Below are 23,875 nucleotides of genomic sequence, written 5' to 3'. Positions count from 1 at the left end.
TGTTGTTGCGCGACAGCCCTCAGGCTGCCGCGGCAATGACAAAATACATTCTCCTTTCACGAGAGCTATAAGAGGGGGAGAGAGAAATGAAAAAAATCGGCATTTTCGGAGGTTCTTTCAATCCGCCCCATGTGGGGCATATCCAGAGCGCGGTCTACGCGGCGGAACAGCTGGGGCTTGACAGGCTCCTGCTGATGCCCACCTGGCAGACCCCGGGCAAGAATATGCCCGATGCCTCGCCGGAACAGCGGCTTGCCATGCTGAGACTGGCAGTCCGGGGACAGGAGAAACTTACGGTTTCCGATTTGGAGCTGCGGCAGGAGCAGGAGTGCTACACCTGTGATACGGTACGCACGGTTCAGGCCCAGTATCCCGGCGCGGAAATTTATCTGCTGCTGGGGACGGATATGTTCCTGAAATTCCGGCAATGGCGCCATGCCCCGGAGCTTCTGAGGACTGTGACCCTGGCAGCTCTGCGCCGGGGGGACAAGAAGGAAACGTCCGCGCTGGAAGGCGAAGCGAAAATCCTTACAGAGCGGGGCGGAAAGGCGCTCCTTCTGGACAATCCCGTGCTGCCCATTTCCTCGACCCAAGTCCGCAGACTTCTGGCCTTTCAGGCCGGGGCTGACTTTCTGAATCCCGGGGTTTATGAATTTATCCGGCAGGAAAAGCTCTACGACACGGGAGCGAGGTTTGTGAATCTTCCCATGGCGCAGCTGGAGCCGGTTGTAGTCCGCCTGCTGAATCCCAATCGTGTGAACCATGTGCTGGGCTGCCGGGATACGGCGGTGGCTCTGGCGAAAAAATGGGGAGCGGACGAGGTGGACGCTGCCCGGGCGGGAATCCTGCACGACATTACCAAGGCTCTGGACGGCCCCCTGCAATTGACATTGTGCCGGGCCTATGGTAGAATACTAGACGATTTTTCCAGAAAATATCCCAAAACCCTCCACGCTCTCACAGGAAGTCTGGTTGCGGAGCGGATCTTTGGAGAAAATAAAGCTGTTGTCTCCGCCATTGAATCCCATACCACGGGCAAGGCCAATATGAATTTATTGGAAACCATTATTTATGTGGCGGATTACATGGAGCCCAACCGGGATTTCCCGGGGGTGGAAAAGCTGCGTGCCCTGGCCTTTACCGATCTCCGGGCGGCGCTGAAGCTGGGGCTGGAAATGACCCTGGACCACCTGAAGGAGCAGGGCGGCGAGGTTTCCCCCGCCTCCCGGGAGGCCCTGGCGTATCTGAACGCAAATTCAATTTGAAACGTTATTCCCAGAAAGGAACGAATGCATGCTAACACCGAAAGAAATCGCTTATGAAGTTACCAAGGCTCTGGATTCCAAGAAAGGTATGGATATCCAGTTGCTGAAGATTGACCGGGTCAGCTCTCTGGCGGACTACTTCCTGATTTGCACCGGCACCTCCAATACCCATGTCAAGACCCTCTGCGACTATGCCGAGTACACCATGGAGCAGCTGGGTGAGCCCATGCTGGGCCGGGAGGGCCACCGGGGCAACAGCTGGGAGCTGCTGGACTTTGGAACCCTGGTCGTCCATGTGTTTACGGAAGAGGCCCGGCAGTTTTACGCTCTGGAGCGCCTGTGGGCGGATGCGGAGCGTGCGGACCTGAGAGATATTATCGTGGAAGAACCCGCGAATTAACAGGAGATGGAGATCTGATGAATTACGATTTTGCCGCCATTGAGGCCAAATGGCACAAGTACTGGGAGGAACACAACACCTTCCACACCGATGTGTGGGATTTCTCCAAGCCAAAGTATTATGTGCTGGATATGTTCCCGTATCCCTCCGGTGTGGGTCTGCATGCGGGCCATCCCGAGGGCTATACCGCCACGGACATCATGTCCCGTATGAAGCGGATGCAGGGCTACAATGTGCTGCACCCCATGGGCTATGATTCCTTCGGTCTGCCTGCCGAACAGTACGCCATCAGCACCGGCAATCATCCCGAAGGCTTTACCCAGAAGAACATCGAGACCTTCTCCAAGCAGCTGAAGGAGCTGGGGTTTGACTACGACTGGTCCAAGATGATCGCCACCTCCGACCCCAGCTTTTACAAGTGGACCCAGTGGATTTTCAAGCAGCTCTATGAGGCTGGCTATGCCAAACGGATCGAGATGCCCGTGAACTGGTGCGAAGAGCTGGGCACAGTGCTTTCCAACGACGAGGTCATCGACGGCAAGTCCGAGCGGGGCGGCTATCCCGTTGTGAAGAAGAACATGATGCAGTGGGTCATCGATCAGCCGGCCTTCGCCGAAAAGCTGCTGGAGGGCCTGAACGAGATCGACTGGCCGGAGTCCACCAAGGAGATCCAGCGCAATTGGATCGGCAAGTCCACCGGCGTGGAAGTGGACTTCAAGCTGGTGGGCGGCGGTGATTTCTCCATCTACACCACCTGTATCGAAACCATTTACGGAATCACCTTTATGGTTCTGGCCCCCGACGGCAAGATTGTACAGGACCTGATGGACCGCATTGAGAATAAAGAAGAGGTTCAGGCCTACATTGACGAGACCGTCAAGAAGAGCGATATGGACCGCACCGAGCTGAACAAAGGCAAGACCGGCTGCCCCTTGAAGGGCGTTTACGCCATCAACCCCGTCAATGGAAAGCAGGTTCCCGTGTTCATCGGTGACTTCGTGCTGGCAAACTACGGCACCGGCGCGGTCATGGCCGTGCCCAGCCACGATCAGCGTGACTTCGAGTACGCCGTGGCCCACAGCATTCCCATGATCCAGGTCATTGAGGGCCGGGACGTGTCTGAGTGCGCCTTTGAAAAGCAGGATTACCTGGGCAAGGGCTGCAAGCTCATCAATTCCGAGGAGTTCACCGGCCTGACGGTGGAGGAGGCCAAGGAGGCCATTACCCAAAAGCTGGAAAAGATGGGTGTTGCCAGAAGAAAGGTAAACTACCATTTCCGGGAGTGGATCTTCGCCCGTCAGCGCTACTGGGGTGAGCCTGTGCCCTGCGTATATACCCAGGACGGCAAAACCTATTTTGTCCCCGATGAGGAGCTGCCCGTTGTCCTGCCCGAGCTGGAGGACTACAAGGGCAAGAACGGCCAGGCGCCGCTGGAGAATGCCACCGAGTGGAAGAAGTACGATGCCCACGGCATCCATGGCACCCGGGAGACCTCTACCATGCCCGGTTCCGCCGGTTCTTCCTGGTACTACATGCGCTATATCGACCCCAGGAACGATAAGGAGTTCTGCAATCAGGAACTGCTGAAGCACTGGATGCCTGTGGACCTGTACGTGGGCGGCCCGGAGCACGCCGTCGGCCACCTGATGTACTCCCGTATCTGGAACCGTTTCCTGTACGACAAGGGCCTGTCTCCTGTAAAGGAGCCCTTCCGGAAGCTGGTCCACCAGGGCATGATCCTGGGCGAGAACGGCATCAAAATGGGCAAGCGGTTCCCCAAGTACGTTGTGAATCCCAGCGACATCGTTCGGGACTACGGCGCGGATACCCTGCGGCTGTATGAGATGTTCATGGGCCCCCTGGAGGTCTCCAAGCCCTGGAGTTCTACCGGCGTGGCGGGCGCAAAGAAGTTCATCAACCGTGTGTGGAATTTCTTCTCCGAGCCTGCCAACGTTACCGAGACGGATGACGGCAAGCTGACGAAGATTTACCACCAGACGGTCAAGAAGGTCTCCTCCGACTTTGAGGCTCTGGCCTTCAATACCGCCATTGCCCAGATGATGGTCTTTGTCAACGAGGTCTACAAGAACGGCACCTGCCCCAGAGAGTATGCCGAGGGCTTCATCAAGATGATCTCCTGCATCGTCCCCCATGTGGGCGAGGAACTGTGGCAGATCCTGGGCCACGATAAGACCATTGCCTTTGAACCCTGGCCCACCTATGACGAGGCCAAGTGCAAGGACAGCGAAGTCACCATTGCCGTCCAGATCAACGGCAAAATGCGGGGCACTGTCCTGATGGAAGCGGACCTGGACAACGATACCGTGGTGAAGAACGTGCTGGCCGATGAGAAGATCGCCCGCTTCCTGGAGAAGCTGGGCGGCAGCATTGTGAAGACCATTGTGGTCAAGAACAAGCTGGCCAATCTGATCGTGAAATAATTTTGAATTTTTTTGAAAAAACCGGAATTATTTCTTGACTTTTTGAAAAAGAGACCATATAATAATTAAGCCGTATGGCCCTGAACGCATCCTGGATAGAGCCGGATGCATCGGAGGGAGGGAAAACAATGTCTGAAATTCGCGTAAAGGAAAACGAGTCTCTGGAGAGCGCTCTGCGTCGGTTTAAGCGCAGCTGTGCCAAGGAGGGCGTTATCGCCGAAGTTAAGAAGCGCGAGCATTACGTCAGCCCCAGCCTGAAGCGTAAGCAGAAGTCTGAAGCTGCCCGTAAGAACAAGAGAAAGTTCTATTAATCCCTCTTGAGTTGTGCGCTAGCCGCCCCGGAAGTTTCCGGGGCGGTTTTTTGCGTTTCCGGGGGAGACTGCCGTGAATTTTGATTCCGTCACGGCCAGATATTGCGGTCTGCCCATGGACAAATCCTCTGTTCCGTGGTATAATTCCAGTGCATCGTGGAGCGGCAGCCGTGTCAGGGCCTTTCTCCGCAAGTATAAGAATAAGGAGAAAAGCATATGTCCCTTTCTTTCCTTCCCGGAATGATGACGCCGGAGCTGACAGATCTGACCCCTGAATTTTTGATGGCTCACGGGATCGGGCTTTTGATGATGGATTTTGACAATACCATTGTGCCCTATACCACGGATATCCCCACGGAGAAGATGCGTGCCTGGCTGGAAGCTATGAATGCTTCCCCGGTGAAAATCGCCATCGTCTCCAACAGCAAAAATGACCGCCTGATCCGCTTCTGCGAGGCGTACCACCTGGATTACATTATGCGGGCCCACAAGCCCAGACCCAAGGGCCTGCTGGAATGCATGCAGCGCTTCGGGTTTACCCAGGAACACTCTGCCATTGTGGGGGACCAGATATTTACGGATACACTGGCCGGCAACCTGGCTGGGGTCACACCCATCCTGGTAAAGGCCATTGATAATCATACGATTTGGCTGAAAGCAAGGCATGTTTTGGAACTGCCCTTTATCTTTGCGGCCAGAAAAAGGAGAATCAAGCTATGAAAAACATTGAAAAATTCCTGTCCATTCTGGATGGCGAGGCAGATGGCTTGCTGCTGACCTCCCGCTACAGCCGTCACTACGGCGCGGAGTTCGACATTGCCGAGGGCATGGCCATCGTCACCAGAAAGGGCTGCCGCTATTTTACTGACAGCCGCTATATTGAGTCCGCTCAGGCGGGCATCCGGGGCTTTGAGGTGCTGGATGTGAACGCCGACCGGAACTACGCCAAGTGCCTCAACGATGCCATTGCGGACTTTGGGGTCACCACTCTGGGGTATGAAGAAAAGTATCTCACCGTGGCGGAGTTTATGAACCTGGAAAAGAATCTGAACGCCAAGCTGGTCCCCATGAACGACCGCATCAACGGTTTCCGGGATGTAAAGGAGCCTTGGGAGCTGGATTTGATGCGGAAAGCCCAGAAAATCGCCGACAAGGCCTTTGAGGAGGCCCTGCCCCGGATCCATGCCGGCATGACCGAGCTGGAAGCCCAGGCGGAGCTGATTTACGCCATGTATAAAAACGGCGCCCAGGGCCTGTCCTTTGACCCCATTGTGGTTTCCGGCCCCAATACCAGTATGCCCCACGGCGTGGCCGGTGACCGGGTAATCCGGGAGGGGGACTTTGTGACCATGGACTTTGGCGTTCTTTATCAGGGCTACTGCTCCGATACCACCCGGACTTTCGCCGTGGGCTACGCCACCGAGGAAATGAAGAAGGTCTACGATACCGTTCTGGAAGCCCAGAAGGCCGGTATCGCCATTACAAAGGCCGGTGTCACCGGCGCTCAGGTGGACGGCGCCGCCCGGAAGGTTATTACCGATGCCGGTTACGGCGAATACTTTGGCCACAGCTACGGCCACGGCGTGGGTCTGGAGATCCACGAGGGCCCCAATATGAGCTTCCGCTACCTCAAGGAGATCCCCGCCGGTGCGGTAACTTCCGCGGAGCCTGGCATTTATCTGCCCGGAAAGTTCGGTGTTCGTATTGAGGATGTGACAATTGTCACCGCCGATGGCTGCGAAGATATCACCAATCTCCCCAAAGATTTGCTGATCATCTAAAAAATTTATAAAACCCCCTTGCAAAATAACGTATTATAGGGTAAACTAGCATAGTTAAGGATATAGATTCTTGTATCCCCCCAAGGGAACATAAATTAGGAGGATAAACCAATGATTTCTGCAAGTGATTTTAGAAACGGCGTGACCTTTGAAATGGATGGCAAGGTCATGCAGGTCATCGAGTTCCAGCACGTCAAGCCCGGCAAGGGCGCTGCCTTCGTCCGTGTCAAGATGAAGAACGTGATTACCGGCGGCGTGACCGAAACCAGCTTCAACCCCTCTGCCAAGTACCCCACCGCTTATATTGAGCGCAAGAAGATGGAGTACTCCTACAATGACGGCAACCTGTACTACTTCATGGACGGCGAGACCTACGAGCTGACCCCCATTGATGCCAGCGTTCTGGATGACTCCTTCAAGTTCGTCAAGGAGAACGACACCTGCACCATCATGAGCTACAAGGGCAACGTCTTTGGCGTGGAAGCTCCCAACTTTGCGGACCTGGTGGTCACCAAGACCGAGCCTGGCTTCGCCGGCAACACCGCTACCAACGTTACCAAGCCCGCCACCGTTGAGACCGGCGCTGAGATCAAGGTGCCTCTGTTCATCAACGAGGGCGACAAGATCCAGATCGACACCCGCACCGGCGAGTACCTGGGCCGTTCCAAGGTCTAAGGACAGCCGTCTTGGCTGAAAGGAGAACGAATATGACGATTTCTGAAAAATCCGCCTACCTGAAGGGGCTCATGGACGGCCTGAAGCTGGACACCGAGACCAATGAAGGAAAGATGATCGCTGCCATCGTTGATTTGCTCGGCGATATGTCCAAGCGTATGGTGGACATTGAGGATACCACCATTGCCATCTCCGACGAGCTGGACGAGATCGAAGAGGACCTGGACGCCATCGAGGACTTCATCATGGATGAAGACGACTACGATGACGACTGGGACGAGGATTACGAGGACGACGACGATTACTACGACCCCGAAGAGGACGAGGAAGAGGACGAGGAAGAGGACGATGAGGATGAGCCCGAGGAAGGCTTCGACTTCGGCGATGAGGACACCACCATCTATGAGGTAGAGTGCGCCTGCGGCAACGTCATCGACTTTGACGAGGAAGTCCTGGAGTCCGGCAGCATCGTCTGCCCCAAGTGCGGCGAGACTCTGGAGTTCTCCTTCGACGACGAGGAAGACCAGTAATTTCTGAATTTCCTTCAGCGGCGGAGCAATCCGCCGCTGAAATGTAAAATGGTGAATTCCGGAAAGAAAATTCTTGACAGATGGCGGAATCTGTGCTATTATATCACCCGTAGTGACGAGCGTCACTTGATTGAACGGGCCTTTAGCTCAGTTGGTCAGAGCCTCCGGCTCATAACCGGATAGTCCCGGGTTCGAGTCCCTGAAGGCCCACCATTAAGCCAAGGTTTTTCCTTTTTTGAATATATGACATAGGGGTATAGCTCAATTGGTAGAGCGGCGGTCTCCAAAACCGTAGGCTCAGGGTTCAAGTCCTTGTGCCCCTGCCAAGATCACCGAACAGCTTTTGTTCGGTGATCTTCTTTTTTGGGATGAATAAGTCCGTTTTTTTGGACAATTAATCTGTTATCCTTGTAATATCCATAAATAATGCTATACAGGAAAGGAAAACAGAATGGAAAGTAAACATTATAAGTATTGGAAGTCTATCGAGGATTTGAAAAGGTGCGTTACATGCGGAAAGAACCATGGTAAAATCTATCTACTTGATGAACTTGTAGCTCCCAAGCCTCCGATACATGAGTATTGCCGGTGCATCATTGATCGCCTAAAAACAATTATTGCTGGCAACGCTACGAAAAATGGTTCTTTGGGGGCGGATTTGTGGCTAAAAGAATTTGGAAAGCTGCCACCCTACTATATCTCTAGTTCAGAGGCAAAGAAGCTTGGTTGGAAGAGCACACTTGGCAACCTTAATTCGGTTGCCCCAGGAAAAATGCTTGCAAAAGGTATCTACGAAAATCGAAATGGGCATCTTCCGTCTGCTTCTAATCGTGTGTGGTACGAGGCAGATATCGATTATACCAGTGGATATCGTGGAATATCGCGTATTCTGTATTCAAACGACGGGCTAATTTTTGTAACATACGATCATTATCAAACTTTGTCAGAAATCGTGTAAACGTGTAAAGAGGTGTGAAAATGGACTATTATGCATATACATTGGTAACAGATAATCCCATTGTTGTTGACTTTTCTGGATGCAAATATCTGGATGATCTACATGAACGCATCCGAAAAAGTTTCGGATTTCCAGCGTGCTGCGGAAAAAACTGGGATGCAGTTTGGGATTGCATCGATGGATACTTTGATGAGAATGAGAGCAGGACAATTCAGATAAGGGGGTTCCAGTCGATGCCAAATGAATTACAGGAATACTGTAAACCAATGTGGGGTATCTTTTCCGATTTACAGAAAGAATGCAGAAACATTATTGTGTGTCGTGAATCGTAAAAAAGCTGAGCGCCCTGAGTTTAGCCTACTGTACCTGCTGTGCGGCGCTTCGATGTTCAAATTTTCCCTTATTTTTCCCTTACGGGAGTAAAATGTGGCGGTATACGGTGGTAAAAAACAGCATATAAAAGTTCTGAAAACGTGTGAAATAACATGAAAATGCCCGATTTAACAGTCGGTAACATTGAGGAAGGCTAGTTCAAATCCTTGTGCCCCTGCCAAGATCACCGAACAGATTTTGTTCGGTGATCTTCTTTTTTGATTTCTTTTGATTGCTTTTGCCGTATCAAAAGTTCGATTTTCGCCACCCGGTTTTTCGCTGTTTTGTGTTTTCCCTTATTGGGAAGAACTTGTTTCCCTTATGGATTCATAGAATCTCTGCATTCCTGCGGCGCTGTCCAGCCCTGCTGCCATGAACGGGGTGGGGCGGCGAGTAGCTGGCAGCAAAACGCCCTGAGCATCTGTGTGCCCAGGGCGTTTTGCGTTAAAAGACAATACGCACATTTACGATCCTGAAAATTTCCGACAATACGCAGGTTTACAAAGCCATGGCTCCGTTGTTATTACGCAGGGAGGGGGAGGAAAACGGGAATCTGCAAATTCTTTTTTTGTGGCTTCACGGCTCTCGGAACTCCGAAAGCGGATGTGGTTCCAGGGTAATGGGCTTGTAGGAATTCAGAATGGCCTGCGCCTCATCCTCCGTGATCTGCGTGTCGAATTCCGCGTAATGGTCTGTGGAGGAGGTGCGCCACCAGTTTCCGTCCGCATCCTTCTTCAGCCGGACAATGCTTCGCTCCTTCGGGTTGGAGAAGACCGGATCGTCATTGTTGGCAAAGCGGAAGATGTGGTACCAATACTCTCCAGGGACATTTGGTTCATCCCCTGGCCAGTGGATGAAAACATGATCTTCATATGGCAGCAGATGGTAGCTTTTGCCTTCGTCTGTGATGCCGTCCTTCATGCCTACGATGCTGCCAATGTAGTCGCCGTAGAAAATGAGCAGCTCGTCCGTCCCGTTACCGTCCGCGTCATAAAACGCATAGGTTTTGACAGGGGGCGTATACTCCGGCATATCAGCACGGAGCCGCTCGTCGCCCTGAAGCAGGTCCGCTACATACTCGGCATAGGTGGCACGCCGGAACCTGTTGGGGTCGTCCTGTGCGCTGCTGATTTCCGTATTGGAAGCCTGCTCCCGGGCATCCGCCGCAGCGGGCTCCGGCGCTTGGGGTTGAATCATGAAGTCAAAGCATTCGGCGATTTCCTCGAGACGGACATTTCCGTCCAGCGTGAAGCTCAGGCTCAGGAAGCAGTCCTCCCGGTCGGCCAGAATCATGCCGCTCTGGTCCGATTCCAGAAACAGGAGAGGGACACCGTCCGATGTGGTATAGTTTCTTTCTGTAACGGTATCCGGATTCGTGTAACCGAACACATCGTAGAAAACGTCCTTCTTGACGCATTGGTAGGTAAACATCTCCGCCGCGTCCCCCAGGTTCAGCGTGCCGTAAATGGTAAAGGAGCCGCCCGGGAAATAGCGTCCTGCGGGGATGGAGAGCACTGCATCGGTATCGGGCTTCAACAGGCTGTCAATGCCGAGCAGGGGGAGGAACTTGTTGCAGTCAACCTGTTCGTGCCAGGGCTTCCCGATGACGCTCAGGCCGTACTTGGTGCAGATCTCGTCCAGTTTGTCCACCATTGTCTGATCCTGAACGCTGTACGCCCAGTAAGCCGGGTCGCTGTCCCAGTAGTCCCCGCCGGAGCGTGTGTAGCTCTGGGTGAACGCCAGCCACTCCTGACTTGCCTGATAGTTGGGCGTCCCCTCTATGCCTTGGAGGGAGAATACGGTCAGCTGCGTTTCGGAAGCGCTGTCTTCGGGACTGCTTTCAGAAATGGGGCTGCTTTCGGGAATAGGGACCGTTTCGGTGCCAAGGGTCAGCTGCCGCAGGCTGAGCATGTAGGCCACGCAGCATCCGGCCAGCAGCAGCGCCAGCAGGCAGACAATGGCGACCAGCAGGGTGCGCCGGGATTTTGCGTAGGTCTTCTCTTCAAACGCGCCACATTTTTTTTCATGGGCCAAGGCATTGCTTCTTGTCCGGGCGGAGAAATGGAAAACCTCCGCTTCCTCTACCAGATCGTCCCCAACGAATTGCAGTCCGAGAAAAATATCCTTTCCGTTCATACACGGATACCCTCCTTTTCCAGATAAGTACAGAGCTTCGCTCTGGTTCGATTCAGCCGCATCTGTACGGCACTTTCACCGATGCCGTACCGGGCGGCAATTTCCCCAATACTGTCCGCATACCAGTACCGGCGCATGAATACCACACGATTTTCCGGGGTTAAGGTCCGCAGAAACGAATCCAGGACCATGCCCAGTTCCCGCCCGGACATCTCCCGTTCTCGCTGGGGATCCGGGACACACAACTCCATTTCCTGGGTCAGACTGACAACCTCGGCCTTTCGCTTGGCGGCATTGTTCCAGTCCAGCTTGTCCAGGGCAAAGTGCCTGCATATCCTTGCGATATAAGCAAAGAAATATTGGGGCTTATGGGGAGGAATCGTGACCCATGCCTTCATGTAGGTATCGCTGACACTTTCTTCGGCGTCCTGCGCGTTGCGGACGATGCCGTCGGCCAGATGGAAAAGCCGCCGCCCGTAGGTGCTGTCTGTCTGCCGGATGGCGTCTTCATTCCTGGCAAAGAACAATTCGATGATTTTGCTGTCTTCCATGTAGGGTTCACCTCGCTTGTGTATTTGTTTCCTCACCCTGTTAAACGGATTTCGAGAGGGAAATCTCACATATATTTCCCGGAAGAGAAAAACTTTTTTCTCATTATGCCGTATCCGCGCGGAAAATGCAAGGAGGGGCACAGGAAAAGCATGCTTCCCTATGATGCAGACGCCCAGTACCCGAATGGGTGATTTCCTTATCAGGAAAAATCCGATGATTGGCAAAAGAACAGTATAATACGATGAAAAACAGCTATGCCGCAGAAACAGGTGTTGCGCATTCTGTCGTATTGGTGTAGAATTGCAATAGGAAAGATATGCAGCCCTTTTTGACAGTTGCAAGGGAAGGTGATCATGTGGGGACATGGGGAACGTCGCTGTACGCGAACGATTTGACGAGTGATATCCGCGGGGACTATGTGGATGGACTGAAAAGAGGAAAGACAAACGAAGAGATCACGCGGGAACTTATTGATGGGTATACTAAGGATATTGGCGCGGATGAAGAACCCTTATTCTGGCTTGCCTTGGCGGATACACAGTGGAACTACGGAAGGCTGCTTTCGGACGTAAAAGAAAAAGCCATGTCTTATCTTTCACAGGATCAGGAATGGGCATGCTGGGAAGAGGCCGGGCAGAAGAAACTGTCCGCCTGGAAAAGAACGCTGGAAGCACTCAAAAGCAAAATGGAGTCGCCTCAGCCGCCGATCAAAAAAGTGTCCAAATACCGCCTTTATCAGTGCAAATGGAAATTGGGCGATGTTTTCGCGTACCGGTTTACTGGTGATTACAGCAAAGAAATGGGCTTCGCGGGAAAATATGTCGTTTTCCGCAAAGTCACGGAGGCCATGTGGTGGCCCGGCCATATCGTACCCGTTGTTCAGATCTACAAATGGATAGGTGGGGAGATCCCTTCCATGGAGGAGCTATCTGGTTTTGAACTGCTCCCGGCTTTCTACAAGCCTGCGGCATTCCAAAACTATCCGGATATGAAGATGGAATACAGAGTTATTCTGATATCCGAATCCGAAAAGGCGATCCCAAAAGAGAACCTGACCTGCCTGGGAAATTTGCCCGGGGAGGATATGCTCCCGTTTCAAGGCCATGACCGCTGGACTGGTTACTACCCGGTTGGATGGGAATCGGGTAAGTACAACAGTAAATTTGAGCATTATGTTATTGACCAGTACCTTGCCTGGCGCGATGTGAAATTGTGAGGATAGAATAGTGGGGAGAAATGATTCTAATTGTCTTGACATCAATATTGTAAATTATCAAAACGAATTCAATCAAAGAAACGAATCATCCGGCAAGAATAGTTCTAACAGTGTGGAGGAGAACGTTATGGAGCGATCACCGGATGTTGAAGCTATATTTGAATTCAATGCCACAAGGAAAAAACCCGCAAATGATGGCTACAGACCGGCGCATTTGGTAACGGATACTTACTTGACGACAGGGATTCACCATTACTACGGTGTTAAGTTTGTTGCTCCAAATGGAACAGCAAAGGGGACCATTACATTCTTGTCTCCTGAATCGTATCCTCATTGTTTGTGGATCGGGAAAAAGATCAGGATGCAGGAAGGCGGGCGGATTGTTGGATACGCAACTGTAACCAGAATTTATAATCCGTTGCTGCGCTTGGAGAACCAATAGTAAGTCATACTGCGGGCGTTTCGGAAATATTGTCTGCGATAATATCACACGTTTATGTTCTTTAGCGGATCAGAAAGGAAAATGCCATGAAGATAAAACCGTGTACGGACGACATCATTTCTGTGATCGGGATCTGGCCCGTGATCATCATAGCCGAAGTCATTTTCCTTCTGCTTGGAGAAAGGAACGCTTTTTTCACCGCGGGAATCGCGCTGCTGAATGCATTTGTGGGCGTGTTTACGATTCGTGATCTGCTGTATTTTCTGCGAACGATTGATCTTGATATGGAAGGGTGTACTTTTTCCATAGGAAAATTTCGGAAGCAATATGCCTGGAGTGCGTTAACAGTCCGGCTATGCAATGCGCGCAATTTTTCATTCTATGGCAGCGATAAGCGGGGCCCTGGGCTGCTGATCTATCCCAGAAAAGCAAACTACATCTGCAAGCTGGCCCCGATGACTTATTGCAGAACCAGGCATCCGCTTTCCAGCGCCTATCTGCGATTTGAAACGGCGAAAGATACGCGCAAAAATGTTACAGGGAAAATCATTTACGATGGCTATACCGCGGACAGAGAGAAAGTTTTGGAGTATTTGAGCTTCCTGCAATGCCGGGAGGATTGGGAGCCGTGTGCACATGAAAACAGGCAATAAACCAGTTTTCCGCCACAACAATTGCATGAGTAATTATTTTGTAAGCGATAAAGTACATACAAACGTAGGGAACGGCCTGCGTGCCGTTCCGCCGGTTTTGCATTTCGCACTCGGTTCGTATTTTCACAAATCTGTGGCTTTGGAACGGCACACAGGCCGTTCCCTACAATATTGTTTCCACATGGTGTCCACAAATTTGTAACGCATGCAATTGCCATCGTTTTCCACGGTTGAGATTGCATCCGTACATCCATAGTGCTATAATCGTCACAAAGGAGGCGCTTGCGCCATGGCACGCACCGCGTTGAGCTATGAGGTTTCGACCCGTCTGGCGGAAATGGGATTCCCGACGGAGTTTGCCTATCTGGTAGGCACCCAGATGAACACGGATTTCACCGCCCGCATGATGCTGGGCTACCTGCGCGATGCCCAGCCGAAAACCATGGAAGAGGTGGCGGACGAGATGCTGGGAATCCTGGCGCTGCGGGACAAATGTATGCAGAAACAGATACAAAAGAAGGGAAGGTAATTGCTATGACCGGAAAAGAAATGTGGAATCTCTATTGCGAAAAGGAAAAACTGGATCCCAGTATACCCTGCGATATCTGGAAATTCTGCGGCGGCGGCCCTGCGGCGGACGAGCTTGCGGAGCTGGTGCTGGAGGGCAAAAAGACCGCCACGGCCGGTGCGATGATCGCTTATGAGATTGAAAAGGAGCCTATTCCGGAGGCTGGCTGCTATAGTGTAGTCCTCTTTGACGATGAACGTGCGGCTTGCGTTATCCGGGATACGAAGGTATCCGTCGTCCCCTTTGACCAGGTCAGCCCGGAGCACGCCTGGAAAGAGGGCGAGGGCGACCGCAGCCTGGCCTATTGGCGCAGCGTCCACAGATCGTTCTTCACGCCGGATTATGAAGAGGCAGGCCAGCCCTTCAACGAGCACGGCCTCTGCGTGCTGGAGGAGTTCGAGGTCGTGTTTGCGGAGTAGAATGGGCTATAATGAATCAAAACGAGAGAAAAGAGGGACGCCATGCCGTTTTGTGCCGCAATTGTGGAGGACAGCGCAGCGGATGCGGAATATGTGGAGAATATTCTGCGCCGCTGGGCAGATGCCCGGGACTGCGCCGTTTCCGTGGAGCGATTCCCCTCCGCGGAAAGCTTCCTGTTCCGCTATGCCGAGGACAAGGCATGGGATATCCTGCTGCTGGATATTGAAATGGGAGCCATGGACGGCGTTTCCCTGGCAAAACAGATCCGGAAGGACAATGATACCGTTCAGATCGTTTTTGTCACCGGCTACCCGGACCATATGGCCCAGGGGTATGATGTAGCGGCATTGCACTATCTCATGAAGCCCGTCCGGGAGGGGCAGCTTTTCGCGGTTCTGGACCGGGCCGCCGGAGCGCCGCAAAGGCGGGAACGGTTCCTGCTTCTGACGGTGGAAGGGGAGACGGTGCGGCTGGCCGCCAGGGCAGTCCTGTATGCGGAGAGCTTTTCTCACACGGTGGAACTTGTTACGGAAAAGGAAACCTATCCGGTGAAGCTGCCCATGGGCGAACTGGAAAGACAGCTGGGTGAGGGCTTTGTCCGCTGCCACCGGTCCTATCTGGTAAATCTGGCCTATATTTCCCGGCTTTCGAAAACGGAGGTCATCCTGGATGGCGGAAAGCGCCTGCCGCTGTCCAGAGGAGCGGCCCGGCAGGTTCACCGGGCTTTTGTACAGTACTATACGGGAGACAGCCATGAAGCTTTTTGATTTCCTCTTCGCCGGGGCCATTGACCGCCGGGTAGCGGCATTTCAGAATGATCTGATTACCCGGCACTGCGACGAGGTGGACAACATCTACCGGAAAATGCGGGGCTGGCGGCACGATTACCACAACCATATCCAAACACTTCTGGCCCTGACGGAAGACCCGGAGGCTCTGCGGAAATACCTTTGGGAGCTGAACGATGACCTGACGACTGTGGATACGGTGCTGAAGACGGGCAACGTTATGGTGGATGCCATCCTGAATTCCAAGCTGTCCCTGATCAAGAGCAGGAATATTTCCGTCAACGCCAAGGCGACTGTTCCGGCGCAGCTGGCCATTTCGGAAATCGACCTGTGTGCCATTCTTGGCAATCTGCTGGACAATGCCATGGAGGCATGCCTGCGGCAGACGGAGGGGGAGACGCGGTTTATCCGGGTCTATATCGGTGTTCTAAAGCAGCAGCTTTATATCTGTGTGACCAATTCCGCAGATGGGAAGCCCCGAAAAAGCGGGAAGATCTATCTCTCTTCCAAGACCGGAGAAAACCACGGCTTGGGCCTGCTGCGCATTGATCGCCTGGCGGAGAAGTACGGCGGCTATGTGAACCGGCAGAGCGAGGAGGGAGCCTTCGCCACAGAGGTTATGCTGCCACTGGAAGAATAGGAACCTCTGAATAAATCGTCTGTGGCTGAAGAGCGGATCTTTTTCGCCCGCTCTTCAGCATCAAAAGCAGGAAATACACAAAGTATTCCACTGCTTTCGATGCTTTGACCGGTCAAAAAATCTCTCGCTCTCAGCTCTTGCCGATTTAATCAGAGGTTCCTTTAAGAAGTGCAATTCGCGTTCGAAACAGTGCCGTTCGTGCGGGAATTGCGCTTCTTTTTTGCGAATGGTGTAAGATGGTGCCAGGAGGTGGAGCAATGAAAGAAAAACCAAAATACAGTCTGGGACAGAACCTGATCTATCTGTCTCGGGTCTGCCGAAGGGAAACAAAGGCACTGCCGGTCTGTACGGCGGGCCTGGTGGCGCTGGAGCTTCTGAACAGTTTGGCGGGGATCACCATCGGTCCTGCCATATTGCAGAAGGTGGAGCAAAGGGCACCTTTGGCGCAGATGCTGCTGACGATCCTTCTTTACACCCTGGCACTGGCCGTTTTTGCTGCGGGGCTTTCCTATCTGCGAGACGGAATCCATGTTTTCCGCAGCCGCTTGTACGATGCTTTTGACCGGGCACAGGCAAGAAAAGCCGCGGAAACATCCTACCCCAATACTCTGGATCCGGCCTTTCACCGGATGCAGGAGCTGGCCTACCGGGTCATGGGCGGAACCAATGTGCAGACGCCCCCAGTGGCCATGGTGACCCTGACGGGGGAGCTTTGCACGGCGGTGCTGGGCTTTGGGCTGTATCTGCTGCTGCTCAAGGGCCTGCCGCCGATATTGCTGGCTCTGGTGGTGGGGACAACGGCCAGCGGCTTTTTTGCGGGCAAGTACGCGGGCCGCTGGGAGTTTCAGACCCGGGAGGAGGCGGCGAAATACCGCTACGAAATGCTCTTTGTGACCAATACCGCCATGTCCAACGAGATGCCCAAGGACATCCGTCTGTTCCACATGCAGCCCTGGCTTATGGAGATTTACGACAAGGCTCTGGGATTATACCGGGGCTATTGCGGCCGCCGGGAGCGGCGCTTCCTGGGAGCAAAGGCGGCGGACGTGCTGCTGACATTGGCGAGAAACGGCATTGCCTATGCCTATCTTGTCCATACTGCCTTGACCCGGGGACAGAGCGCGTCGCTGTTCCTGCTGCAATTTTCGGCGGTGACAGGCTTTACCGTCTGGATTACCACCATTTTGGACAGCCTGATCGCGCTGCACCGGGAGAGCAGGAAGCTATGCGGCGTTCGGGAATTTCTGGAATGGCCGGAGCCCTTTCGAATGGAAGAGGGCGAGGCAGTTCCCCGCAGTCTCAAGGGCTATGCGCTGCGGCTGGAAAATGTGTCCTTTCGCTATCCCAAGGCGGAAAAGGACACCATTTGCGGTATGAATCTGACCATCCATCCGGGAGAAAAGCTGGCCATTGTGGGCCTCAACGGCGCGGGAAAAACGACGCTGGTGAAGCTCCTCTGCGGCCTGCTGGACCCCACCGAGGGCAGGGTGCTGCTGAACGGGGAAGATATCCGGCAGTTTGACAGACGGGACTATTACCGCCTGTTCACCGCCGTGTTTCAGGAGCACTCCCTGTTTTCGGCCAGTCTGGCGGCAAATATTGCCCAGTCGGAGACGGATATCGACATGGAAAGGGTAAAAGAATGCGTCAAAAACGCCGGACTGGAAGAGACGATTCCCCAATTCCCGGATGGCCTCAGCACGAACCTGGGAAAAGCCCTCCACGACGACGGCATCGAACTGTCCGGCGGTCAGGAGCAGCGGCTGCTGCTGGCCCGGGCGCTTTACAAGGACGCGTCCATCCTGCTGCTGGACGAGCCGACAGCGGCTTTGGATCCCATTGCCGAAAACGACATGTACCTGCGCTACGATGCCATTACCCGGGGCCGCACCGCCGTCTACATCTCCCACCGGCTGGCATCTACCAGATTCTGTGACCGGGTGCTGTTTCTGAAGGACGGGAAGATCCTGGAAGCGGGCACCCATGAAGAGCTGCTGGCCCTGGGCGGGGAGTATGCCGCGCTTTTTGAGGTCCAGAGCCGTTATTACCGAGAAGGAGGGGCGGACCATGAAGCATGAGATATCCATGCGGGAAGCCATTTCTCTGCACTGGTGGGCGGTCAGACAGTGGTGGGATGTGGAGCCAAAGCTATTCCTCTCCACCTGCGCCTATACTCTGGCCAAGCATCTGTCCCCCTATGTGACCATCTGGCTTTCCGCCCAGCTGATTAACGAACTGGCAGGGACCAGAGATCCCGAAAGGCTGAAATTCTGGGTGCTGCTGACGATTTCCTTGACGGCGGCCCTGCAGCTGCTGACCGCGGTTCTGTATCATTGGCGGCAGGCAGTTCACGGAGCGGAGTGGGAGCTGGAAAACCGGATGCAGACCAGAAAAATGCTGGATATGGATTTTTCAACCGTGGAATCCCCGGAAACGGAAAACTTGCTGCACGCTATGCGCAAGCACATGATGGGCAACCTCTATGGCTTTGTGGATATCCACGGGGCTTTTACAGAGTCCATTGTCGGCGGCTGCGCCTCCGCTTCAGGTGCGGCGGCGTTGACCGTCAGTATGTTTGCGCGTCCCGTGACGGCGGGATCGCTTCAGTGGCTGAATCATCCGCTGGCTGCTGCCGGGGTTGTCGTTCTGCTGTTGGGAATGACGGTGCTGTCCCTTGTCCTGTCTGCCAAAGCTTCGGAGAACAGTGCGCAGCTCTGGCCCTGCAGCAATATCTATAACCGGGTGCTGAGCTATTACCCCAACTTCTGCGGCGAAAGCCGACGGGCTATGGATATACGGATGTATGAGCAGCAAAAGGTGGTGCTGCCGACCATGGAGCGGGCGGCCATGTACAGAAAAGGGGCCCCGGCAATTGCCATTCTCTGCGGAAGGGTCGCCCCCTATACTGCCGCCGGACGGGTGGTTAACGCGGTGCTGACCGGTATCGTCTATGTATTTGTCTGCCTGAAAGCCTGGGGCGGGGCCTTTGGCGTAGGCTCCGTGACCCAGTATGTGGGGGCCGTAACCCAGCTCTGCGGCGGGCTTTCGGAAATGCTGGGCACCATCGGCCGCCTGCCCTTCAACGCCGCTTATCTGCGGGACATCCGGGCCTTTCTGGAGTTGCCGAACCACATGTATCAGGGCAGCCTCCCTACGGAAAAGCGGGACGACCGGGAGTATGAGGTGGAATTCCGGGACGTGTCCTTCCTGTACCCCGGAAGCGAAAGCTGGGCGCTGCGCCATGTGAATATGAAATTCAAAATCGGCTCCCGGCTGGCGGTTGTTGGCATGAACGGCTCCGGAAAGACCACCTTTATCAAACTCCTGTGCCGATTGTATGACCCTACGGAGGGGCAGATCCTGCTCAATGGCATTGACATCCGCAAATACAGGTATGACGATTATCTGGACGTGTTTGCCGTGGTATTTCAGGATTTTCGGCTCCTGGCCCTGCCTCTGGGCCAAAATATTGGGGCAAGCAGGGAATATGACCGGGACCGGGCGGAGGACTGCCTGAAAAAGGCGGGTTTCGGCCAGCGGCTGGCGTCTATGGGAAGTGGCCTGGATACCTACCTTTATAAAGAGCTGGACGAGGCCGGCGTTATACTCTCCGGCGGCGAAGCCCAGAAAGTGGCCATCGCCCGGGCGCTGTACAAGAACGCGCCATTTCTCATTCTGGACGAACCAACGGCGGCCCTGGATCCCCTGGCGGAGGCGGAGATCTACAGCAAGCTCAATGAGATTGTCGGGGACAAGACCGCCATTTACATCAGTCATCGGCTGTCCTCCTGTGTTTTCTGCGATGAGATCGCCGTGTTTCACAACGGCACCGTGATCCAGCAGGGCACCCATGAGGAATTGCTGAAGAATAGATATGGCAAGTATTACGAACTCTGGAACGCCCAGGCGCAATATTACACATAAGGCAACAGCCCCACGGATTATTTGGTCCGTGGGGCTGCTGCAGACCATTGATTTTCCGTGGAAATCCGGTATAATGGAGGAAAAAGCGAAAACGCCGGAGTTTTTCCGGAAAAACAGGAGGCAAGCATGAAACTGATCCATTGCGCGGATATCCACCTGGATTCCCCGATGCTGACCCATATGTCCGCTGCCCAGGCGTCCATGCGGAACGCCCAGATCATCGATTCCTTTCTTCGCCTGACGGATTATGCCGCGGCCAACGGCGTCCGGGCGGTCATTATCGCCGGAGATCTGTTCGATGGAGAGCGGGTTCGGGGGCGGACGGTGGACGAAATTCTGGCCGCCATGGAGCGGACGCCGGAGGTGGACTATCTCTATCTGCCGGGGAACCACGACGGTGCGGCAAGAGCCTTTTCGGACAGAACACTGCCGGAAAATCTGCGGCAGTTCGGCCGGGAATGGACCACCTTTCAATATGAAAATGTGGCGGTTTCCGGCGTGCAGCTCTGCCGGGAGAATGGGGAAGCCATCTATGAGGCGGTGCCTCATGCGGCTGGGCGCGTGAACATCGCGGTGCTCCATGGGCAGATCGGCACGGTCAGCGGCGAGGACGCTGTGAATCTGAGCCTGTTGAAATACAAGGGCATTGACTATCTGGCTCTGGGCCATATCCATTCCTATACTCTGGAACGGCTGGATGATCGGGGAATCTATTGCTACTGCGGCTGTCTGGAGGGCCGGGGCTTTGACGAGTGCGGCGACAAGGGCTTCGTGCTGCTGGATGTAGAAGATGGAAAGGTGACGCCTGCGTTCGTGCCCTTTGCCAGCCGTCGGCTGCACCGTGTTCCTGTGGACATCACGGGTCTGACAAAAAGTGCCCAGATCGCCCAGGCCATGAAGCAGGCGGCCCAAACGATCAGTGCCGGGGATATGGTGGAATTTCTGCTGACAGGCAGCTGTGAGCCGGAGGCGGATCTTTCTCTGATATATCTGCGGGAGCTGATGAAGAGCAGCTTTTATTTTGTTAAAGTCAAGGACGAGACGACTTGCTCTTTGGACCCGAATCAATACAAAAACGACGTGTCCCTGAAGGGTGCCTTTATCCGTCTGGTTCTGGCGGGGCCGGAAGACGACAATGACAAGGCGGCTATGATCCGCGCGGGACTCCAGGCACTGGCAGGGGAGGAGATCGGACTATGAAGCTTTTGAGATGCCATATTGAAAACTTCGGCGTGCTGTCCGGCTTTGATCAGGAATTTGTGGCGGGCCTGAATGTGCTCTGCCGGGAGAATGGCTTCGGCAAAAGCACCCTTGCGGCATTTATCAAGGCTATGTTTTACGGCCTGCCCAAGTCCCGGACAAGAAGCCTGACGGAAAACGAGCGCAAGCGCTATGACCCCTGGCAGGGGGGCAAGTACGGCGGCTTCCTGGAATTTGAGTATCAGGGCGTCCAATATCGGGTGACCCGGTATTTCGGCAAAAAGGAGGACAGTTTTGCCCTCTATGATCTGACGAACCGAACGGAAAGCACCCGTTTTACGGAGAACCTGGGGGAAGACCTGTTTCAACTGGATGCAGACGCCTTTGCCAGAAGCACCTTTGTGCCCCAGATGTCCGGCCGGGATGTGACGGCCACAACCTCCATCCGCACGAAGCTCACGAATCTGGTGGAGGACACCAATGATCTGAACAATTACGATACGGCCATGAAGCGGCTTCAGGACTACCGCAAAAAGCTGAAGCTCTTCAAGGGCGAGGGTGGACAGATCGCCCAGCTGCGACAGGAGTGCCGCGGTCTGGAAAGCGACATTGCGGAGGCGGAGAAGGATATAGCCCCTCTGGAGACGGTTTGCCGTCGTATAGACGTCCTGAATGGGGAAAAAGACGGCATAGACGCCCAAAAGGAGGCCCTGCGGGAGCAGCTGCGGCAGGCCAACGAGCAAAAAGCCCTGCGTGCGCGGCAGGAGAATCTGGGACAGCTGCGCGGGCAGCTTCTGGAAAGAGAAGCGGCGCTTGCGAAGCTGGACGCACAGTATCCCAACGGCTATCCTACCCGTGAAGAATTGGATGAACAGAGAAAGAACCTGACCCGGGCGCTGGAGGCCCAGAGACGTGTGAGCGGCCGCGGCGAGAAGGCTTCCCTTTCGGCGGAAGAAACGCGGCTGCTGGAATCCCTGAACCGGCTGTTCGCGCAGGGGGGGCCCGGGGAAACGGAGTTCGCTGCCTGGGAAAAGCTGCGGCAGAATCGGGATTTCCTGCTGCGGAGCAGAGAACCCGGCGGGCTCTCGGAACGGGAGCAGGCGGACTTTCAGACGTTGAAGCGCACCTTCGCCGGGGGCGTTCCGGAGGAAGTCCGGATCCGGGAGACCCAGCGGCAGTGCAGACGCATTGCGGAACTGCAGGGTATGCAGCGGACAAAGCCGGAACGGGCGAAAAAAAAGCCCAGCCTGCCGCTGCTGGTTTTCGGACTGGCGCTGCTGATTTTGGGGGCTGTGCTGGCGTCGATAAAGCTGACTGTGACCGGCATATGCGTTCTGGTTCTGGGTGCTGCTGCCGCGCTTGGGGCGGTGCTGATAAGAAAGCCGGACGGCAGGACGGAAGATCCCATTCCCACGGCGGAAGAGCAGGAGCTTGCCGATTTGCAGCGGCAGCGGGATGCTTTCCTGCGGCGCTTTTATGAGGATGTGACGGAGCCGGAGGAAAAACTGGCGAACCTGCGGGCTGACCGGCAGCGCTATCTGGATTTGTCCCGGAGAAGCGCCGCCTGGGAACAGCAGCGCCGGGAGGCGGATGCCCAGTTGCGGCAGATACAGGCGGAATTGGGGCAGGCGTTTGCGTACTATTACCCCGGAGAGGCCTACGACGACGGCTTTGTTCAAAGATTGCGGGACGCGGCGAGAAGCCAGGATTCTCTGACCCGGCAGCTTCGGGAGAAACAATCTCTGCTGGAAGAGGCAAATGAGCGGGATCGTCAGGAGGCGGAGGAGGCTGTCCAGACAGCCCGGGAATTTTTGAACCACTATGCGCTTTCGGAACCCACAGCTGCCGCCTGCATCCAGAAGGCTGCGGATGATATACAAAACCGAAAAATGTTCTGCGCCGAACTGGAAAACGCAAAGAAGGCCCTGAGCGCGTTTTTGGAGAAAAACGGGGATGTCGGCCCATTGCAGCCCATTCCGGAGCCGGAAACGCTGGAGATCCGGGAGAAGCAGATCCAAATCCGGCTGGATGAACTGGAAAATTCCCTGCGGGATGCCCGCCAGCAGCGGCGGAGCTTGCAGGAAAGCGTCGAGCGCATCCCGGCATGGGAGGATAAACTTTCCGGTCTGGAAGACGAGCTGCAGGAGGCGGAGCGGAAATGCGCTTTGGCGGACCGCACCATAGCCCTTTTGGAGCAGGCAAAGGATTCTCTGGCCAACAGCTATGTGGCAAAGATCGAAGAGGGGTTCCGGCGGTATGCTGAAACACTGCTGCCCGGCGACCTGAGCAATGTGCTGGTGGATAAAGATTTGAAGCTGCGCATCGATGCCCAGGGGGCGGCCAGAGAGACGGAAAGCTTCAGCGCGGGTCTGTCCGACTGCATTTCGCTGTGCATGCGTCTTTCTCTGGTAGACGCTCTTTTCGGGGAGAAAACACCCTTCCTGATTCTTGACGATCCCTTTGTGAATCTGGACGATGAACATACCAAACGTGCGCTGGAAATGCTGCGTGGGGTTGCGGAGGATCACCAGATCCTCTACCTGGTCTGCAACAGCAGCAGAGCCTGAGAACCTTTGAATAAACCGTCTGCGGCTGAAGAGCGG

General features: G+C 54.5%; 23 protein-coding genes and 2 tRNA genes. 23 read left to right on the top strand and 2 right to left on the bottom strand.

Features of this window, described 5'->3' with window-relative positions:
* Positions 1–86: 86 nt before the first annotated feature.
* From nadD to KQI10_RS03250, 12 genes are all read left to right on the top strand, one after another.
* Positions 87–1,265, top strand: coding sequence for a nicotinate (nicotinamide) nucleotide adenylyltransferase (gene nadD, locus KQI10_RS03305; RefSeq protein WP_216565983.1), 1,179 nt, complete (start codon positions 87–89; stop codon positions 1,263–1,265).
* A 28-nt stretch (positions 1,266–1,293) separates the two neighbouring features.
* The gene (gene rsfS / locus KQI10_RS03300) at positions 1,294–1,665 is read left to right on the top strand and encodes a ribosome silencing factor (protein ID WP_216565982.1); all 372 of its coding nucleotides are present in this window, start codon (positions 1,294–1,296) and stop codon (positions 1,663–1,665) included.
* Positions 1,666–1,682: 17 nt separating this feature from the next.
* On the top strand, positions 1,683–4,106 hold the full coding sequence (gene leuS, locus KQI10_RS03295; RefSeq protein ID WP_216565981.1) for a leucine--tRNA ligase: 2,424 nt from the start codon (positions 1,683–1,685) through the stop codon (positions 4,104–4,106).
* A gap of 128 nt (positions 4,107–4,234) precedes the next feature.
* A complete protein-coding gene (gene rpsU / locus KQI10_RS03290) occupies positions 4,235–4,417 on the top strand; it encodes a 30S ribosomal protein S21 (protein ID WP_021888479.1) in 183 nt (60 codons plus the stop codon).
* Positions 4,418–4,633: 216 nt separating this feature from the next.
* Positions 4,634–5,137, top strand: coding sequence for a YqeG family HAD IIIA-type phosphatase (locus KQI10_RS03285; protein ID WP_216565980.1), 504 nt, complete (start codon positions 4,634–4,636; stop codon positions 5,135–5,137).
* Positions 5,134–6,198 carry an aminopeptidase P family protein gene (locus KQI10_RS03280; RefSeq protein ID WP_216565979.1) on the top strand — a complete coding sequence of 355 codons (1,065 nt, stop codon included), beginning with the start codon at positions 5,134–5,136 and terminating at the stop codon, positions 6,196–6,198. The genes KQI10_RS03285 and KQI10_RS03280 overlap by 4 nt, the downstream gene beginning before the upstream one ends.
* Positions 6,199–6,309: 111 nt before the next feature.
* Entirely contained in the window at positions 6,310–6,873 is a 564-nt protein-coding gene (gene efp / locus KQI10_RS03275) for an elongation factor P (RefSeq protein ID WP_216565978.1), read from the top strand.
* A gap of 32 nt (positions 6,874–6,905) precedes the next feature.
* Positions 6,906–7,403 carry a CD1247 N-terminal domain-containing protein gene (locus tag KQI10_RS03270; protein WP_216565977.1) on the top strand — a complete coding sequence of 166 codons (498 nt, stop codon included), beginning with the start codon at positions 6,906–6,908 and terminating at the stop codon, positions 7,401–7,403.
* A gap of 136 nt (positions 7,404–7,539) precedes the next feature.
* A tRNA-Ile gene (locus tag KQI10_RS03265) sits at positions 7,540–7,616 on the top strand.
* 37 nt (positions 7,617–7,653) lie between these two features.
* Positions 7,654–7,729, top strand: a tRNA-Trp gene (locus tag KQI10_RS03260).
* Between the two features lie 125 nt (positions 7,730–7,854).
* A complete protein-coding gene (locus KQI10_RS03255; protein WP_216565976.1) occupies positions 7,855–8,361 on the top strand; it encodes a ribonuclease domain-containing protein in 507 nt (168 codons plus the stop codon).
* Between the two features lie 20 nt (positions 8,362–8,381).
* Complete coding sequence (locus KQI10_RS03250) at positions 8,382–8,693, top strand: barstar family protein (protein WP_216565975.1); 312 nt, start codon at positions 8,382–8,384, stop codon at positions 8,691–8,693.
* 616 nt (positions 8,694–9,309) lie between these two features.
* Here KQI10_RS03250 and KQI10_RS03245 read toward each other — a convergent pair.
* Both KQI10_RS03245 and KQI10_RS03240 read right to left on the bottom strand, forming a co-directional pair.
* Entirely contained in the window at positions 9,310–10,869 is a 1,560-nt protein-coding gene (locus tag KQI10_RS03245) for a hypothetical protein (protein WP_216565974.1), read from the bottom strand.
* Positions 10,866–11,420 (bottom strand): RNA polymerase sigma factor, encoded by a 555-nt coding sequence (locus KQI10_RS03240; protein WP_216565973.1) that lies wholly within the window; start codon positions 11,418–11,420, stop codon positions 10,866–10,868. The genes KQI10_RS03245 and KQI10_RS03240 overlap by 4 nt, the downstream gene beginning before the upstream one ends.
* Before the next feature lie 317 nt (positions 11,421–11,737).
* On the opposite strand from KQI10_RS03240, the gene KQI10_RS03235 reads away from it, so the two are divergent.
* The 11 genes from KQI10_RS03235 to KQI10_RS03185 all read left to right on the top strand — a co-directional run bounded on the left by KQI10_RS03235 (position 11,738) and on the right by KQI10_RS03185 (position 23,839).
* Positions 11,738–12,637: a hypothetical protein gene (locus KQI10_RS03235; RefSeq protein WP_216565972.1), complete on the top strand. Its 900-nt coding sequence runs from the start codon at positions 11,738–11,740 to the stop codon at positions 12,635–12,637.
* 127 nt (positions 12,638–12,764) lie between these two features.
* Positions 12,765–13,079: a hypothetical protein gene (locus KQI10_RS03230; RefSeq protein ID WP_216565971.1), complete on the top strand. Its 315-nt coding sequence runs from the start codon at positions 12,765–12,767 to the stop codon at positions 13,077–13,079.
* An 86-nt stretch (positions 13,080–13,165) separates the two neighbouring features.
* Entirely contained in the window at positions 13,166–13,732 is a 567-nt protein-coding gene (locus tag KQI10_RS03225; RefSeq protein ID WP_216565970.1) for a hypothetical protein, read from the top strand.
* 289 nt (positions 13,733–14,021) lie between these two features.
* The gene (locus KQI10_RS03220) at positions 14,022–14,261 is read left to right on the top strand and encodes a hypothetical protein (protein WP_216565969.1); all 240 of its coding nucleotides are present in this window, start codon (positions 14,022–14,024) and stop codon (positions 14,259–14,261) included.
* A gap of 5 nt (positions 14,262–14,266) precedes the next feature.
* Positions 14,267–14,719, top strand: coding sequence for an ASCH domain-containing protein (locus KQI10_RS03215; protein WP_216565968.1), 453 nt, complete (start codon positions 14,267–14,269; stop codon positions 14,717–14,719).
* Between the two features lie 42 nt (positions 14,720–14,761).
* Positions 14,762–15,487, top strand: a complete 726-nt coding sequence (locus KQI10_RS03210) for a LytTR family DNA-binding domain-containing protein (RefSeq protein WP_216565967.1) — start codon at positions 14,762–14,764, stop codon at positions 15,485–15,487.
* Positions 15,474–16,148: a sensor histidine kinase gene (locus tag KQI10_RS03205; protein WP_216565966.1), complete on the top strand. Its 675-nt coding sequence runs from the start codon at positions 15,474–15,476 to the stop codon at positions 16,146–16,148. Before KQI10_RS03210 ends, KQI10_RS03205 begins: the two co-directional genes overlap by 14 nt.
* A gap of 257 nt (positions 16,149–16,405) precedes the next feature.
* Entirely contained in the window at positions 16,406–18,226 is a 1,821-nt protein-coding gene (locus tag KQI10_RS03200; RefSeq protein ID WP_216565965.1) for an ABC transporter ATP-binding protein, read from the top strand.
* The gene (locus KQI10_RS03195; RefSeq protein WP_253285101.1) at positions 18,216–20,072 is read left to right on the top strand and encodes an ABC transporter ATP-binding protein; all 1,857 of its coding nucleotides are present in this window, start codon (positions 18,216–18,218) and stop codon (positions 20,070–20,072) included. The genes KQI10_RS03200 and KQI10_RS03195 overlap by 11 nt, the downstream gene beginning before the upstream one ends.
* 126 nt (positions 20,073–20,198) lie before the next feature.
* Positions 20,199–21,272, top strand: a complete 1,074-nt coding sequence (locus KQI10_RS03190; protein ID WP_216565963.1) for a metallophosphoesterase — start codon at positions 20,199–20,201, stop codon at positions 21,270–21,272.
* Entirely contained in the window at positions 21,269–23,839 is a 2,571-nt protein-coding gene (locus KQI10_RS03185; RefSeq protein ID WP_216565962.1) for an AAA family ATPase, read from the top strand. Before KQI10_RS03190 ends, KQI10_RS03185 begins: the two co-directional genes overlap by 4 nt.
* Positions 23,840–23,875: the final 36 nt, after the last annotated feature.

This window comes from Pseudoflavonifractor sp. MSJ-30 (assembly GCF_018918045.1).
Lineage (GTDB): Bacteria > Bacillota > Clostridia > Oscillospirales > Oscillospiraceae > Faecousia.
Note: the sequence above shows the minus strand (reverse complement) of the source record. Positions and strands in the feature narration are given on the sequence as shown.

Bases quoted from the DNA above. Each gene is read 5' to 3' on its own strand.
- nadD (WP_216565983.1), top strand. From the start codon at position 87: ATGAAAAAAATCGGCATTTTCGGAGGTTCTTTCAATCCGCCCCATGTG.
- rsfS (WP_216565982.1), top strand. From the start codon at position 1,294: ATGCTAACACCGAAAGAAATCGCTTATGAAGTTACCAAGGCTCTGGAT.
- leuS (WP_216565981.1), top strand. From the start codon at position 1,683: ATGAATTACGATTTTGCCGCCATTGAGGCCAAATGGCACAAGTACTGG.
- rpsU (WP_021888479.1), top strand. From the start codon at position 4,235: ATGTCTGAAATTCGCGTAAAGGAAAACGAGTCTCTGGAGAGCGCTCTG.
- KQI10_RS03285 (WP_216565980.1), top strand. From the start codon at position 4,634: ATGTCCCTTTCTTTCCTTCCCGGAATGATGACGCCGGAGCTGACAGAT.
- KQI10_RS03280 (WP_216565979.1), top strand. From the start codon at position 5,134: ATGAAAAACATTGAAAAATTCCTGTCCATTCTGGATGGCGAGGCAGAT.
- efp (WP_216565978.1), top strand. From the start codon at position 6,310: ATGATTTCTGCAAGTGATTTTAGAAACGGCGTGACCTTTGAAATGGAT.
- KQI10_RS03270 (WP_216565977.1), top strand. From the start codon at position 6,906: ATGACGATTTCTGAAAAATCCGCCTACCTGAAGGGGCTCATGGACGGC.
- KQI10_RS03255 (WP_216565976.1), top strand. From the start codon at position 7,855: ATGGAAAGTAAACATTATAAGTATTGGAAGTCTATCGAGGATTTGAAA.
- KQI10_RS03250 (WP_216565975.1), top strand. From the start codon at position 8,382: ATGGACTATTATGCATATACATTGGTAACAGATAATCCCATTGTTGTT.
- KQI10_RS03245 (WP_216565974.1), bottom strand. From the start codon at position 10,869: ATGAACGGAAAGGATATTTTTCTCGGACTGCAATTCGTTGGGGACGAT.
- KQI10_RS03240 (WP_216565973.1), bottom strand. From the start codon at position 11,420: ATGGAAGACAGCAAAATCATCGAATTGTTCTTTGCCAGGAATGAAGAC.
- KQI10_RS03235 (WP_216565972.1), top strand. From the start codon at position 11,738: ATGCAGCCCTTTTTGACAGTTGCAAGGGAAGGTGATCATGTGGGGACA.
- KQI10_RS03230 (WP_216565971.1), top strand. From the start codon at position 12,765: ATGGAGCGATCACCGGATGTTGAAGCTATATTTGAATTCAATGCCACA.
- KQI10_RS03225 (WP_216565970.1), top strand. From the start codon at position 13,166: ATGAAGATAAAACCGTGTACGGACGACATCATTTCTGTGATCGGGATC.
- KQI10_RS03220 (WP_216565969.1), top strand. From the start codon at position 14,022: ATGGCACGCACCGCGTTGAGCTATGAGGTTTCGACCCGTCTGGCGGAA.
- KQI10_RS03215 (WP_216565968.1), top strand. From the start codon at position 14,267: ATGACCGGAAAAGAAATGTGGAATCTCTATTGCGAAAAGGAAAAACTG.
- KQI10_RS03210 (WP_216565967.1), top strand. From the start codon at position 14,762: ATGCCGTTTTGTGCCGCAATTGTGGAGGACAGCGCAGCGGATGCGGAA.
- KQI10_RS03205 (WP_216565966.1), top strand. From the start codon at position 15,474: ATGAAGCTTTTTGATTTCCTCTTCGCCGGGGCCATTGACCGCCGGGTA.
- KQI10_RS03200 (WP_216565965.1), top strand. From the start codon at position 16,406: ATGAAAGAAAAACCAAAATACAGTCTGGGACAGAACCTGATCTATCTG.
- KQI10_RS03195 (WP_253285101.1), top strand. From the start codon at position 18,216: ATGAAGCATGAGATATCCATGCGGGAAGCCATTTCTCTGCACTGGTGG.
- KQI10_RS03190 (WP_216565963.1), top strand. From the start codon at position 20,199: ATGAAACTGATCCATTGCGCGGATATCCACCTGGATTCCCCGATGCTG.
- KQI10_RS03185 (WP_216565962.1), top strand. From the start codon at position 21,269: ATGAAGCTTTTGAGATGCCATATTGAAAACTTCGGCGTGCTGTCCGGC.